This window comes from Enterobacter sp. HK-058-C-ECC (assembly GCF_047531125.1).
GTDB lineage: Bacteria > Pseudomonadota > Gammaproteobacteria > Enterobacterales > Enterobacteriaceae > Enterobacter > Enterobacter quasiroggenkampii.
In genome coordinates this window covers 441,696-456,521 of record NZ_JBLKCH010000002.1, presented here as the reverse complement: position 1 = coordinate 456,521, position 14,826 = coordinate 441,696, and the positions used below count along the sequence as shown (strand labels likewise).

General features: G+C 52.6%; 12 protein-coding genes and 1 pseudogene. 9 read left to right on the top strand and 4 right to left on the bottom strand.

Features of this window, described 5'->3' with window-relative positions:
* Positions 1-35 precede the first annotated feature (35 nt).
* The gene (adhE, locus tag ACMWJS_RS06260) at positions 36-2,714 is read right to left on the bottom strand and encodes a bifunctional acetaldehyde-CoA/alcohol dehydrogenase (protein WP_028013432.1); all 2,679 of its coding nucleotides are present in this window, start codon (positions 2,712-2,714) and stop codon (positions 36-38) included.
* 478 nt (positions 2,715-3,192) lie between these two features.
* Here adhE and ACMWJS_RS06255 point away from each other — a divergent pair, with 478 nt between their 5' ends.
* The 7 genes from ACMWJS_RS06255 (at position 3,193) to ACMWJS_RS06225 (ending at position 11,078) form a co-directional block, all read left to right on the top strand.
* Complete coding sequence (locus tag ACMWJS_RS06255; RefSeq protein ID WP_008502784.1) at positions 3,193-3,840, top strand: YchE family NAAT transporter; 648 nt, start codon at positions 3,193-3,195, stop codon at positions 3,838-3,840.
* Positions 3,841-4,610: 770 nt separating this feature from the next.
* Entirely contained in the window at positions 4,611-6,242 is a 1,632-nt protein-coding gene (oppA, locus tag ACMWJS_RS06250; RefSeq protein ID WP_008502785.1) for an oligopeptide ABC transporter substrate-binding protein OppA, read from the top strand.
* A gap of 84 nt (positions 6,243-6,326) precedes the next feature.
* Complete coding sequence (gene oppB / locus ACMWJS_RS06245) at positions 6,327-7,247, top strand: oligopeptide ABC transporter permease OppB (protein WP_008502786.1); 921 nt, start codon at positions 6,327-6,329, stop codon at positions 7,245-7,247.
* Positions 7,248-7,259: 12 nt separating this feature from the next.
* Complete coding sequence (oppC, locus tag ACMWJS_RS06240; protein ID WP_008502787.1) at positions 7,260-8,168, top strand: oligopeptide ABC transporter permease OppC; 909 nt, start codon at positions 7,260-7,262, stop codon at positions 8,166-8,168.
* An 11-nt stretch (positions 8,169-8,179) separates the two neighbouring features.
* Positions 8,180-9,193 carry an ABC transporter ATP-binding protein gene (locus tag ACMWJS_RS06235; RefSeq protein WP_024907097.1) on the top strand — a complete coding sequence of 338 codons (1,014 nt, stop codon included), beginning with the start codon at positions 8,180-8,182 and terminating at the stop codon, positions 9,191-9,193.
* Entirely contained in the window at positions 9,190-10,194 is a 1,005-nt protein-coding gene (oppF, locus tag ACMWJS_RS06230; RefSeq protein ID WP_008502789.1) for a murein tripeptide/oligopeptide ABC transporter ATP-binding protein OppF, read from the top strand. Before ACMWJS_RS06235 ends, oppF begins: the two co-directional genes overlap by 4 nt.
* A gap of 14 nt (positions 10,195-10,208) precedes the next feature.
* On the top strand, positions 10,209-11,078 hold the full coding sequence (locus ACMWJS_RS06225; protein WP_063621888.1) for an ion transporter: 870 nt from the start codon (positions 10,209-10,211) through the stop codon (positions 11,076-11,078).
* A 31-nt stretch (positions 11,079-11,109) separates the two neighbouring features.
* Here the strand turns inward: ACMWJS_RS06225 and ACMWJS_RS06220 are convergent, their stop codons facing one another.
* Both ACMWJS_RS06220 and cls read right to left on the bottom strand, forming a co-directional pair.
* Complete coding sequence (locus ACMWJS_RS06220) at positions 11,110-11,439, bottom strand: HI1450 family dsDNA-mimic protein (RefSeq protein ID WP_006810881.1); 330 nt, start codon at positions 11,437-11,439, stop codon at positions 11,110-11,112.
* 33 nt (positions 11,440-11,472) lie between these two features.
* Positions 11,473-12,933: a cardiolipin synthase gene (gene cls, locus ACMWJS_RS06215; RefSeq protein ID WP_008502791.1), complete on the bottom strand. Its 1,461-nt coding sequence runs from the start codon at positions 12,931-12,933 to the stop codon at positions 11,473-11,475.
* 144 nt (positions 12,934-13,077) lie between these two features.
* On the opposite strand from cls, the gene ACMWJS_RS06210 reads away from it, so the two are divergent.
* The gene (locus ACMWJS_RS06210; RefSeq protein WP_021240326.1) at positions 13,078-13,251 is read left to right on the top strand and encodes a YciY family protein; all 174 of its coding nucleotides are present in this window, start codon (positions 13,078-13,080) and stop codon (positions 13,249-13,251) included.
* Positions 13,252-13,362: 111 nt separating this feature from the next.
* Positions 13,363-13,998 (top strand): leucine efflux protein LeuE, encoded by a 636-nt coding sequence (gene leuE, locus ACMWJS_RS06205; protein WP_196346497.1) that lies wholly within the window; start codon positions 13,363-13,365, stop codon positions 13,996-13,998.
* A gap of 109 nt (positions 13,999-14,107) precedes the next feature.
* Here leuE and ACMWJS_RS06200 read toward each other — a convergent pair.
* Positions 14,108-14,823 (bottom strand): annotated as a pseudogene (locus tag ACMWJS_RS06200) (tyrosine-type recombinase/integrase); the annotation flags it as partial.
* Positions 14,824-14,826: the final 3 nt, after the last annotated feature.

The window sequence follows — 14,826 nt, the reverse complement described above, 5'->3', positions numbered from 1 at the left end:
GCCATTAAGGCGGGTTTTTCATCTGCTGCTGTCAATTAAGCGCTTTTCTTCGCTTTCTTGTCAGCTTTGATGACTGGGGCTTCTGTTTTCACAGCGGCAACGTCACCTTCTTTGAACTCACGACCGTAGTAGGTATCCAGCAGAATCTGTTTCAGCTCGGAGATCAGTGGGTAGCGCGGGTTAGCACCAGTACACTGGTCATCGAATGCATCTTCAGACAGCTTGTCTACGTGAGCGAGGAAGTCAGCTTCCTGTACGCCCGCTTCACGGATTGATTTAGGAATACCCAGTTCAGCCTTCAGGCTTTCCAGCCATGCCAGCAGTTTCTCAATCTTCGCAGCAGTGCGGTCGCCCGGTGCGCTCAGACCAAGGTGGTCAGCGATTTCAGCATAGCGACGACGGGCTTGTGGACGGTCGTACTGGCTGAAAGCTGTCTGCTTGGTTGGGTTGTCGTTAGCGTTATAACGGATAACGTTGCTGATCAACAGGGCGTTCGCCAGACCGTGAGGAATGTGGAACTGTGAGCCCAGTTTGTGCGCCATTGAGTGGCAAACACCCAGGAAGGCGTTGGCAAACGCGATACCGGCGATGGTTGCTGCACTGTGGACACGTTCACGTGCTACAGGGTTTTTAGAGCCTTCGTTGTAAGACGCTGGCAGGTTTTCTTTCAGCAGTTTCAGAGCCTGCAGTGCCTGACCGTCTGAGAACTCAGACGCCAGCACAGAAACGTAAGCTTCCAGGGCGTGAGTCACCGCATCCAGACCACCGAATGCACACAGTGACTTCGGCATCTCCATGACCAGGTTCGCATCAACGATAGCCATGTCTGGCGTCAGCGCATAGTCAGCCAGGGGGTATTTCTGACCTGTTGCATCGTCGGTTACTACCGCGAATGGCGTAACTTCTGAACCGGTACCGGAAGTGGTGGTGACCGCGATCATTTTCGCTTTTACGCCCATTTTCGGGAACTTGTAGATACGTTTACGGATGTCCATAAAGCGCAGCGCCAGTTCTTCGAAGTGCGTTTCTGGATGCTCGTACATAACCCACATGATTTTCGCGGCGTCCATTGGGGAACCACCACCCAGTGCGATAATCACATCTGGTTTGAAGGAGTTAGCCAGTTCAGCACCTTTACGTACAACGCTCAGAGTTGGGTCAGCTTCAACTTCGAAGAATACTTCAGTTTCGACGCCAGCCGCTTTCAGCACGGAGGTGATCTGGTCAGCGTAGCCGTTGTTAAACAGGAAACGGTCAGTCACGATGAGCGCACGTTTGTGGCCATCAGTAATCACTTCATCCAGCGCGATTGGCAGAGAGCCACGGCGGAAGTAGATAGATTTCGGAAGTTTGTGCCACAACATGTTTTCAGCTCGCTTAGCAACGGTTTTCTTGTTGATCAGGTGTTTTGGACCAACGTTTTCAGAGATGGAGTTACCACCCCAGGAACCACAACCCAGAGTCAGGGAAGGTGCGAGTTTAAAGTTGTACAGGTCACCGATACCACCCTGAGAAGCAGGGGTGTTGATCAGGATACGTGCAGTTTTCATCATCTGACCGAAGTGAGCAACACGCTCTGGCTGGTTGTCCTGGTCAGTGTACAGACAAGAGGTGTGACCGATACCGCCCATGGCAACCAGCTTCTCTGCTTTCTCAACCGCGTCTTCGAAATCTTTCGCACGGTACATGGCAAGCGTAGGAGACAGTTTTTCGTGAGCAAACGGCTCGCTTTCGTCAACGACTTTTACTTCACCGATCAGGATTTTGGTTGTTGCCGGAACGGTAAAGCCTGCGAGTTCAGCAATTTTGTAGGCAGGCTGACCCACGATAGCGGCGTTCAGCGCGCCATTTTTCAGGATGATGTCCTGAACCGCTTTCAGCTCTTTGCCCTGCAGCAGGTAGCCGCCGTGGCTGGCGAAACGTTCGCGAACCGCGTCATATACGGAATCCACGACCACAACAGACTGTTCAGATGCACAGATCACGCCGTTATCGAAGGTTTTAGACATCAGCACAGACGCGACAGCACGTTTGATATCAGCGGTTTCATCGATAACAACAGGGGTGTTACCCGCGCCCACGCCGATAGCAGGTTTACCGGAGCTGTATGCGGCTTTCACCATGCCTGGACCACCGGTCGCCAGAATCAGGTTAATGTCCGGGTGATGCATCAGCGCGTTGGAGAGCTCAACAGAAGGTTGGTCGATCCAGCCGATCAGGTCTTTTGGTGCACCCGCTGCGATAGCCGCTTGCAGGACGATATCTGCAGCTTTGTTAGTCGCGTCTTTCGCACGTGGGTGTGGAGAGAAGATGATTGCGTTACGAGTCTTCAGGCTAATCAGTGATTTGAAGATTGCAGTAGACGTTGGGTTAGTGGTCGGAACAATACCGCAGATGATGCCGATAGGTTCAGCGATGGTGATGGTACCGAAGGTGTCGTCTTCGGACAGCACGCCACAGGTTTTCTCATCTTTATAGGCGTTGTAGATATACTCGGAAGCGAAGTGGTTTTTAATCACTTTATCTTCCACGATACCCATGCCGGATTCGGCAACGGCCATTTTAGCGAGAGGGATTCGAGCATCTGCAGCAGCCAGTGCGGCCGCGCGGAAGATTTTATCAACCTGTTCTTGGGTGAAATTGGCATATTCACGCTGGGCTTTTTTTACGCGCTCGACGAGGGCGTTCAGTTCAGCGATATTAGTAACAGCCATAATGCTCTCCTGATAATGTTTAAACTCTTTTAGTAAACCAGCGCTCGATACGTCACACAGTATAGACAGAGCCGATACGACTTGCGTAACACAAAGTAAAACAAAGAGTTACTTTCTGCGTCAGCACACTAATTTACTAAAAGAGCCTTACCTTAGCATCATCCCTTTTTGTCAGGTGACCTCCCTGGGGGTGTAACCAAGATTACTCACTTCTGAGTACGAAAATCATGATCTGTGTCAATTTTCCCCCAAGCTGATACCTTTCAGCAGGGTTATTTCGTGCTGATTTTTCCAGTGTTAAATAATTACGTAAGTATTGGAAGCGGCGCTATCATTGATTATACATATGTTTAACATCCTGAAATGATAACGTTTTGGTACAGATTTCAAGTGAAGTATGCTGATAAAAAGGGTATCTTCAGCGCGATTTCTCACGACAAATTGTCAGTCCAGGGCATGTGTATAAGCGGAGCAAAACGTGATCCAAACGCTCTTTGATTTTCCAACGTATTTTAAATTTTTTATTGGTTTGTTTGCCCTGGTCAACCCGGTGGGGATCATTCCTGTCTTCATTAGTATGACGAGTTACCAGACAGCGGCGGCCAGGAACAAAACTAACCTCACCGCTAACCTGTCGGTAGCGATCATATTGTTGACCTCTCTTTTTCTCGGCGACACGATTCTTCAGCTGTTCGGGATTTCCATTGATTCATTCCGTATTGCCGGCGGGATCCTGGTGGTGACCATCGCCATGTCCATGATCAGCGGTAAGCTGGGCGAGGATAAGCAGAATAAACAAGAGAAGTCAGAAACCGCTATCCGCGAAAGCATTGGCGTAGTGCCGCTGGCCTTACCGCTGATGGCCGGTCCGGGTGCCATCAGTTCAACCATCGTCTGGGGGACGCGTTACCATAGCCTGATGCACCTGATTGGCTTTTCAGTGGCTATTGCCATTTTTGCGCTCTGCTGTTGGGGTGTGTTCCGCATGGCACCCTGGCTGGTGCGCTTGCTGGGTCAAACGGGCATCAACGTCATTACGCGTATCATGGGCCTGTTGCTGATGGCATTAGGGATCGAATTCATCGTCACGGGTATTAAAAGCATTTTCCCCGGTTTGTTGCATTAATACTTCATATGAAAGGACGGAGCGACGGCTCCGTTTTTTTACGTGATTATCAGCAAATCATATAACTAAAGTTGAAATGCTCACATATCATAATAAATTCTACTAATAATGTTCATTGCTTGTATTTCAATAGGTTATTAATTCCGCCTCAACCCGCCTGCACAGAAAATCTTCGATCGCTCTGTTATTTTACTCACATGATACTCTTGGGCTTGCTGAGAGATAACCGAAATGATATTAGTAATTTCAACATTCCCCTAGACGAATGTGCTAAATAATAACCAGTTGTTAAATTTTTGTACAAAGTCACTCGATGATAGCGCAGCGACGCGCTTGTAGAGAAAATTTTCTCTATCCTGTTGAATGTCATGTTGTTTTACTGATGTTCGATGTCTGGCAGGGCTGCCCTCAACGATACGGTACTCACCGTAAAAGAGAATTGCTTAACAAATTTGCAAAATGTATTGGCGCACGTTTACGCCATTTGATACTTTCCGGCCTAATATTTTGCAGCATAAAACAATCAGATGAGAATTATTTTCATATCGTTCTCTTCTCAGATATCCAGCGCAGGCCTCAAACAGGGGAGGCCTGTAAAGAATCGACGCAAGACGGCCATACGAGCGGTCAGTAATAAAAAAGTCGGTGATAGCAAGCAGTAAAAGAAGAACCTGACAGCAGCAAAAAAAACTCCTGCGCTGTACAGGCCCCAACAGGGGATTACACAGCTGGCGAAGGCCAGTCATTATAATGAGTGGAGTACCAACACAATGTCCATCATCACAAAAAAAAATCTGGTAGCGGCGGGGATTTTAACTGCGCTAATCGCGGGAAACGCTGCAATGGCTGCGGACGTTCCTGCAGGTGTTCAGCTGGCGGAGAAGCAGACGCTGGTGCGTAACAACGGTGCGGAAGTTCAGTCTCTCGACCCGCACAAAATTGAAGGTGTTCCTGAGTCTAACGTCAACCGCGACCTGTTCGAAGGTCTGCTGGTAACGGACGTAGACGGCCACCCGGCACCGGGCGTGGCAGAAAAATGGGAAAACAAAGATTTCAAAGTCTGGACCTTCCATCTGCGTAAAGATGCGAAATGGTCCGACGGTACGCCGGTGACGGCTGAAGATTTCGTTTATAGCTGGCAGCGTCTGGCGAATCCAACGACCGCCTCTCCGTATGCGAGCTACCTGCAATATGGCCATATTGCCAATATTGATGACATCATCGCGGGCAAAAAACCGATCACCGATCTGGGCGTTAAGGCGATCGATGCCAATACCTTCGAAGTCACGTTGAGCGAACCTGTTCCGTACTTCTATAAGCTGCTGGTTCACCCGTCCGTCTCCCCGGTACCAAAATCCGCCGTGGAAAAATTTGGTGAAAAATGGACCCAGCCTGCCAATATCGTGACCAACGGTGCCTACAAGCTTAAAGACTGGGTGGTCAACGAGCGTATGGTACTTGAGCGTAACCCGCAATACTGGGACAACGCGAAAACCGTGATTAATCAGGTTACCTACCTGCCAATTTCGTCCGAAGTGACTGACGTTAACCGCTACCGCAGCGGCGAAATCGACATGACCTATAACAACATGCCGATTGAACTGTTCCAGAAACTGAAGAAAGAGATCCCTAAAGAAGTTCACGTCGACCCGTACCTGTGCACCTACTACTATGAAATCAACAACCAGAAAGCACCGTTCACCGACGTACGCGTTCGTACTGCGCTGAAGCTGGCACTGGATCGCGATATCATCGTGAACAAAGTGAAAAACCAGGGCGATCTGCCGGCATACAGCTATACCCCTCCATACACCGATGGCGCAAAACTGACTGAGCCAGACTGGTTCAAACAGACGCAGGAACAGCGTAACGCAGAAGCGAAGAAACTGCTGGCCGAAGCGGGCTATACCGCGGATAAGCCGCTGACCTTTAGCCTGCTGTACAACACCTCCGATCTGCACAAAAAACTGGCTATCGCCGTTGCCTCGATCTGGAAAAAGAACCTGGGCGCGAACGTGAAGCTGGAGAATCAGGAGTGGAAGACCTTCCTCGACAGCCGTCATCAGGGCACCTTTGACGTGGCGCGTGCTGGCTGGTGTGCGGACTATAACGAACCGACCTCCTTCCTGAACACCATGCTGAGTGACAGCTCAAACAACACCGCGCACTATAAGAGCCCGGCGTTTGACAAGCTGATCGCCGACACGCTGAAAACCACTGACGAAGCACAGCGTACTGAACTGTACTCTAAAGCTGAGCAGCAGCTGGATAAAGATTCCGCGATCGTTCCGGTTTACTACTACGTTAACGCCCGTCTGGTGAAACCGTGGGTAGGTGGATATACCGGTAAAGACCCGATGGATAATATCTACGTTAAAAACTTGTATATTATCAAGCATTAATGGCAATGAGTGGGGCGGGCGTGCTCGCCCCACGGTGTCTAACCAACGTCACATTATATAGGCACACGCCAGAAGGTACGGGCAATGTTGAAATTTATCCTACGTCGCTGTCTGGAAGCGATTCCGACGCTATTTATTCTCATCACGATTTCCTTCTTCATGATGCGCCTTGCGCCGGGAAGTCCATTTACCGGTGAGCGTACGCTGCCGCCAGAAGTCATGGCGAATATCGAAGCGAAATACCACTTAAACGATCCTATCTCGACCCAGTACTTCAACTACCTGAAGCAGCTGGCGCACGGTGATTTTGGACCGTCATTTAAATATAAAGACTATTCCGTTAACGACCTGGTGGCGTCCAGCTTCCCGGTGTCGGCGAAATTGGGTGCTGCGGCATTCATTCTGGCGATCGTTTTCGGGGTCACCGCAGGCGTCATCGCCGCGCTCAGACAAAATACCAAATGGGATTATGCCGTAATGGGGGTGGCGATGACCGGGGTAGTCATACCCAGCTTCGTTGTCGCGCCATTACTGGTGATGATATTTGCCATCACGCTGAAGTGGCTGCCTGGCGGCGGCTGGAACGGCGGGGCACTCAAGTTCATGATTTTGCCGATGGTGGCATTATCTCTGGCGTACATCGCCAGTATCGCGCGTATCACCCGTGGTTCAATGATCGAAGTGCTGCACTCGAACTTCATTCGTACCGCGCGCGCGAAAGGGCTGCCGATGCGTCGGATTATCTTCCGCCACGCGCTTAAACCGGCGCTGTTGCCCGTGCTCTCCTACATGGGACCGGCATTCGTCGGGATCATCACTGGCTCGATGGTTATCGAAACAATCTACGGCCTGCCGGGCATTGGTCAGCTGTTTGTTAACGGCGCGCTCAACCGCGACTATTCGCTGGTGCTGAGCCTGACCATTCTCGTCGGTGCGCTGACCATTCTCTTTAACGCAATCGTCGATGTTCTGTACGCCGTCATCGACCCGAAAATCCGTTACTAACTGGAGCACGCCATGATGTTGAGTAAGAAAAACAGCGAGGCGCTGGAAAACTTCAGTGAAAAACTGGAAGTGGAAGGTCGTAGCCTCTGGCAGGACGCGCGCCGTCGCTTTATGCACAACCGCGCGGCGGTGGCGAGTCTGGTGGTTCTGGTGATCATCGCGCTGTTTGTGACCCTGGCGCCGATGCTGTCGCAATTTACCTATTTCGACACCGACTGGGGCATGATGTCCAGCGCGCCGGATATGGAGTCTGGCCACTATTTCGGCACGGACTCTTCCGGACGCGATCTGCTGGTGCGTGTCGCTATCGGGGGGCGTATCTCGCTGATGGTCGGGATTGCTGCCGCGCTGGTGGCGGTGATCGTGGGGACGCTCTACGGCTCACTGTCCGGCTACCTTGGCGGTAAAGTGGACTCGGTGATGATGCGTCTGCTGGAAATCCTGAACTCCTTCCCGTTTATGTTCTTCGTCATCCTGCTGGTGACCTTCTTCGGTCAGAATATCCTGTTAATCTTCGTGGCCATCGGGATGGTTTCCTGGCTGGATATGGCGCGTATTGTCCGCGGCCAGACGCTGAGCCTCAAACGCAAAGAGTTTATCGAAGCCGCGCAGGTCGGCGGTGTCTCTACCGGGAATATCGTGGTTCGCCATATCGTTCCTAACGTGCTGGGCGTGGTGGTGGTTTATGCCTCACTGCTGGTGCCAAGCATGATCCTGTTTGAATCCTTCCTGAGCTTCCTCGGTCTGGGTACGCAAGAGCCGCTGAGCAGCTGGGGCGCGCTGCTGAGTGACGGTGCAAACTCAATGGAAGTGTCACCGTGGCTGCTGTTATACCCGGCGGGTTTCCTGGTCGTTACCCTGTTTTGTTTTAACTTTATCGGCGATGGCCTGCGTGATGCCCTCGACCCGAAAGACCGTTAAGGAGCGCCGTCATGACAATGATTGAAACGGCAACCGCGCCACAGGCGCAGCAGCGGAGCGACCTTCTGCTGGACGTAAAAGATCTTCGCGTCACCTTTAAGACCCCGGACGGGGATGTGACCGCCGTGAACGATCTCAACTTCAACCTGCGCGCGGGCGAAACGCTCGGCATCGTGGGTGAATCCGGATCCGGGAAGTCCCAGACCGCCTTTGCGCTAATGGGCCTGCTGGCCGCTAACGGTGTAATTGGCGGTTCCGCAAAATTCAACGGTCGTGAAATCCTCAACCTGCCGGAGCACGAGCTGAACAAGCTGCGCGCCGAGCAGATCTCGATGATTTTCCAGGATCCGATGACCTCGCTGAACCCGTATATGCGCGTCGGTGAGCAGCTGATGGAAGTCCTGATGCTGCACAAAGGTCTGGGCAAAGCCGAAGCCTTTGAAGAGTCGGTCAAAATGCTCGATGCGGTGAAAATGCCGGAAGCGCGCAAGCGTATGCGCATGTTCCCGCACGAGTTCTCCGGCGGTATGCGTCAGCGCGTGATGATTGCGATGGCGCTGCTGTGCCGGCCAAAACTGCTGATTGCCGACGAACCGACCACCGCGCTGGACGTTACCGTTCAGGCACAAATCATGACCCTGCTGAACGAGCTGAAGCGTGAGTTTAACACGGCGATTATCATGATCACCCACGACCTGGGCGTGGTGGCGGGCATCTGTGACAAAGTGCTGGTGATGTATGCCGGCCGTACCATGGAATACGGCAAAGCGCGTGACGTCTTCTATCAGCCTGCTCATCCTTACTCGATTGGCCTGCTGAACGCGGTACCGCGTCTCGATGCGGAAGGGGAATCCCTGCTCACCATTCCGGGCAATCCGCCAAACCTGCTGCGCCTGCCGAAAGGCTGTCCGTTCCAGCCGCGCTGCCCGCACGCGATGGAAATCTGCAACAGCGCACCGCCGCTGGAAGAGTTTGCACCAGGCCGCCTGCGCGCCTGCTTTAAGCCGCAGGAGGAGCTGGTATGAACGCATTAGATGAAAAACGCAATGTGTTGCTCGAGATTGCTGACCTTAAGGTGCATTTCGACATCAAAGACGGCAAACAGTGGTTCTGGCAGCCGTCGAAGACCCTGAAAGCGGTGGACGGCGTCACGCTGCGCCTGTATGAAGGGGAGACCCTGGGCGTGGTGGGCGAGTCCGGCTGCGGTAAATCGACCTTTGCGCGCGCCATTATCGGTCTGGTGAAAGCCACCGACGGCAAAGTGGCCTGGCTGGGTAAAGATCTGCTGGGCATGAAACCCGACGAGTGGCGCGACGTGCGCAGCGATATCCAGATGATTTTCCAGGATCCGCTGGCGTCGTTAAACCCGCGTATGACCATCGGTGAGATTATTGCCGAGCCGCTGCGGACCTATCATCCGAAGATGTCCCGTCAGGAAGTGCGCGATCGCGTTAAGGCGATGATGCTAAAAGTCGGGCTGTTGCCTAACCTCATCAACCGCTATCCGCACGAGTTCTCCGGCGGTCAGTGTCAGCGTATTGGTATTGCGCGCGCCCTGATCCTCGAACCGAAGCTGATTATCTGTGATGAACCGGTTTCCGCGCTCGACGTCTCCATTCAGGCGCAGGTGGTTAACCTGCTGCAGAAGCTGCAGCGCGAAATGGGGCTGTCGCTGATCTTCATCGCGCATGACCTGGCCGTGGTGAAACACATCTCTGACCGCGTGCTGGTGATGTATCTGGGGCACGCCGTGGAGCTGGGCACCTATGACGAGGTGTACCACAATCCGCTGCACCCTTACACCAAAGCGCTGATGTCGGCAGTGCCGATCCCCGATCCCGATCTGGAAAAGAATAAGACCATCCAGCTTCTGGAAGGGGAATTGCCTTCACCGATTAACCCGCCGTCGGGCTGTGTCTTCCGCACGCGCTGCCCAATGGCCGGACCGGAATGTGCGAAAACGCGACCGGTTCTGGAAGGCAGTTTCCGACATGCGGTTTCCTGCCTGAAAGTAGACCCGTTATAATCGCAAGGGCTGACATGATGTCAGCCCTTATATTTTGCGAGGTCACTGTGTCGCGTTTATTCACGTCAGCCCGTCGGCGGCTTTATCATGTTTTATTCGATCCTGAAACGGTATCCGGGCGACGCTTCGAAGGTCTTTGCGGTTTATTTGCGCTCCTCAGCGTGGTGGTCATCTTTATTGAGTCAGGCGCCGGGACGCAATACCACCTGACGTTTGACGAATGGCATGTCTTTGTCTGGCTTGAGCTGGCGATAACCCTTGTTTTTACCGCTGAATATCTGCTCAGAGTAATTGCCTGGCCCAACCCGGCCCGATATGTTTTCAGCTTCTGGGGATTTATTGATTTAGCCACCATTCTACCGCTCTACGTCATGTGGCTGTGGCCGGAAATCAGCCTGAGTTATGTCTTTGCCTGGCGGGCGATGCGCGTTATTCGCGTATTACGTATTCTGAAATTACTGCGCTTTATGCCCTCACTGCGCGTGTTCTGGAGCGCAATTGTCAGCGCGCGGCATCAGCTTATTCTCTTCTACTCGTTTATTGCCATCGTCATGATCGTTTTTGGCGCGCTGATGTATCTGATAGAGGGGCCGAAATATGGTTTCACGACGCTCAATGCGTCCGTTTATTGGGCGATAGTGACCGTGACGACCGTCGGGTACGGTGATATCACGCCCCATACGCCGCTGGGCCGCATTGTGGCCTCAGTGCTGATTTTGATTGGCTATTCGGTCATTGCTATTCCGACCGGGCTTATTACCACGCACATGAGCAGCGCATTTCAGAGCCGCAAGCAGCAGCGCAAATGTCCGGCATGTCACCAGGGTGAACATGACCTTAACGCGCGGTATTGTAACCGCTGCGGAAGTGCGTTGCCGGAGTAAATAAAAAAGGCTGCAATCGCAGCCTTTTTTATTATTCGCGCCAGAGAATATGGCACAGCTTGTGGTCTTTCTCTCGACAGAGCAGGACGCGGGCGAAAATATCGTTAATCTCGCCACCGTCTTCATCGGCCAGCCCGATGACCACTTCGGCAAAGAAGTCAGGATTCAGATCGAAATCCACATGTTCAGCCCAGTCTTCTGAAGGGTCGAACAGTTCGGCACCGCCGCGCTCTTCGAACTGCAGATTAAAGAGGATCACGTCTGCGGGATCGAGGTTATCAACCGCCAGTTCGAGAAAAATGTCATAGGCCTGCTCGAGCGTTTCGTCTTCGGTCAGGCGATTGTTCAGATCCATTTCCATGATGACTACCTGTTTAACATCGTTGGGCACGTTTTACAGCAACGGACTAAAGAAGTAAAACAGTCGTTCGGCAATTCTCTGCCACAGCGGACGTTTTACCCACAGTCTGGCATCCAGCAGCCGCGAGCGGGAGATATAATCATCCTGTACCGCCGCGAGATCGCCGCCAAAGCCGGCATCATCAATAACCAGCGTGATTTCAAAGTTGAGCCACAGGCTGCGCATATCCAGGTTCACTGTCCCCACCAGGCTTAACTCGCCGTCGACAAGCACGCTTTTGGTGTGGAGTAATCCGCCTTCGAACTGGTAGATCTTCACCCCTGCGGCCAGCAGTTCGCTAAAGAATGCCCGGCTGGCCCAGCCCACCAGAAGGGAGTCATTTTTGCGCGGCAAAATAATGCTCACATCGACGCCGCGCTGCGCCGCGGTACAGATCGCGTGCAGGAGATCATCGCTGGGAACAAAGTAGGGCGTCGTCATGATCAGGTATTCACGCGCCGAGTACGTCGCCGTCAGCAGCGCCTGATGGATCAAATCCTCCGGGAAGCCCGGCCCGGAAGCAATGGTATGAATGGTGTGACCGCTGGCCTCTTCAAACGGCATAATATTGCCGTCCGGCGGGGGCGGCAGAATGCGTTTGCCGGTTTCTATCTCCCAGTCGCAGGAGTAAACGATGCCCATCGAGGTGGCAATCGGCCCCTCCATTCGCGCCATCAAATCCACCCACTGGCCCACGCCCGAGTCCTGCTTGAAGAAGCGCGGATCAACCATGTTCATGCTGCCGGTGTAGGCAATATAGTTATCGATCATGATCATTTTGCGATGCTGACGGAGATCCATCCGGCGCAGAAACACGCGCAGGAGATTGACCTTCAGCGCCTCAACCACCTCGATACCGGCATTGCGCATCATGCCCGCCCAGGGGCTACGGAAAAATGCCACGCTGCCTGCGGAGTCAAGCATCAGACGGCAGTGAATGCCGCGTCGCGCCGCGGCCATCAGCGATTCAGCGACCTGGTCAGCCATCCCGCCGGGCTGCCAGATATAAAAAACCATCTCGATGTTATGACGCGCCAGCTGGATATCGCGGATTAATGCCTGCATGACGTCGTCGGACGAGGTCAGCAGCTGCAGTTGATTGCCTTTAACACCACCAATCCCCTGACGGCGCTCGCACAGCTTAAACAGTGACGAGGCGACGCTGCTGTTCTCCTCGGCAAAGATATGCTTGCAGGCCTTAAGATCGTTCAGCCACTTTGCGGTTGAGGGCCACATGGCGCGGGCACGCTCGGCGCGGCGTTTGCCGAGATGAAGCTCACCGAAAGAGAGATAGGCAATAATTCCCACCAGCGGCAGGATGTAGATGATCAGAAGCCAGGCCATGGCAGAGGGTACGGCTCTGCGCTTCATCAGGATGCGTAACGTCACACCCGCGATTAACAGCCAGTATCCTAAAATGACCAGCCAACTCACCACGGTGTAGAAGGTTGTCATAGGTAAAAAAATCCTTTTGAAAGCGTATTGTTATGAGTGTACGCATCAGGATTCATCTGGCAAATAAAAACGCCAGGTAAAAGCGCTGGTTTGCTGCCAGCATGGGTTTATAATGTCGTCTCTGTTAGAGAAAGAGTTGTAGACATGAAGCGCAGTAGAACAGAAGTAGGGCGCTGGCGCATGTTGCGACAGGTGAGTCGTCGCAAGGCTCGTTGGCTGGAAGCACAATCCCGCCGCAATATGCGTATTCACGCCATCAGAAAATGTGGAATGACCCGGCATCGCAACGCGTTGCTGTTCGCAGTCCAGGATATCTGAGTACCATGAGGGCACCGTAATGGTGCCCGCTGATTTTATAGGATCTGATTTTTGGGAGTAGCGTGGTTGCAGCGCTACTCCTGCTGTATTGAGCAAAAGGAGGGAGAAGAAGTGTTTGCGGAGTTTGGCGTACTGAATTTCTGGACGTATGTTGTTGGCGCGTTTTTTATCGTGCTGGTACCGGGGCCGAATACCCTGTTTGTGCTCAAAACCGGAATTGGACACGGCGTTAAAAAAGGGTACCTTGCCGCGTCGGGCGTATTTATCGGCGATGCGGTACTGATGTTTCTGGCCTGGGCGGGTGTCGCGGCATTAATTCAGACCACGCCGGTACTGTTTAATATCGTGCGCTATCTCGGCGCCTTCTATCTGCTGTGGCTGGGCGGCAAAATGCTCTGGTCGGTCATTACCCGGCAGAATCACGCTCAGGAGAGCGGTACCGAGCCTGCCAGCACGATCATGAAACGTTCGCTGGTATTGAGCCTGACGAATCCAAAAGCGATTCTGTTCTACGTATCGTTCTTCGTTCAGTTCATTGACGTGAACGCACAGAGCACTGGCACCTCTTTCCTTATCCTCGCGACGACGCTTGAGTTAATCAGCTTTATGTACATGAGCTTCCTGATCTTCTCCGGTGCGTTTGTCACGCGTTATCTCAAAACGAAAAAGAAACTGGCAAAGCTGGGGAATGGGCTGATAGGGCTGCTGTTTGTCGGGTTTGCGGCGAGGTTAGCGTCGTTGCATTGATTGATGAAAGGCTCCTGCGGGAGCCTTTTTAATGTCTGGCGTAGCTGGAAAGCCGCGCCAGACAAGGCTTCACGTTTTACTACTAGCAGCCAAAAGCCATAAAAAGCGGCTAGGGTGTGGACACATTGTGGACACTCTGACCACCATTAGCACCCTTCAACGGGTTAAGCGAAATCGCGTCCTGCAGGTACTGAGGAGCGAAGTGCGCATAGACCATTGTCTGAGCAATTTTTGTATGACCTAAGATCCTCTGCAGTGTGATGATGTTGCCTCCGTTAATCATAAAGTGCGTGGCGAAAGAGTGTCGTAGCGCATGTGTTGCTTGTCCGGCCGGTAAATCGGGCTTAACACTTTGAGGGTTCGCCTGAATTCAGCATAACTGGCGTCAGGAAACAGAAAACCTCGTGCTTTGCCGACTACGTAAGCCGCAACGTCATCAGAGATCGGGACCGTGCGCGGTGTGTTGGTTTTCGTCTTAACGAAAGACTCCCGGTTATGAATCACATTCTCCGCCTTCAATCGCGCAGCTTCTCCCCATCTTGCCCCGGTACTCAAACACAAAACCGCAATTTTACGATTATCACCTGAGAGCGCAGCAAGTAAGGCATCAATTTCCTCAAGAGTGAGATAGCCCGTTTCGGCTGTCTGCTCTTTCAGTTTTTTGAATCCCCTGAATGGATGCTCACCGTTATACAGTTCTGACTCAATCAGGGTTGTGAACATCCCACCTAGCGTGATCAGGTCGCGGTTGATGGTAGTTGGCTTAATACCTTCACCCCAGCGTTGAGCACAATATTGCGTTATCAGGCTCTTGGTGATCTGGAAAGG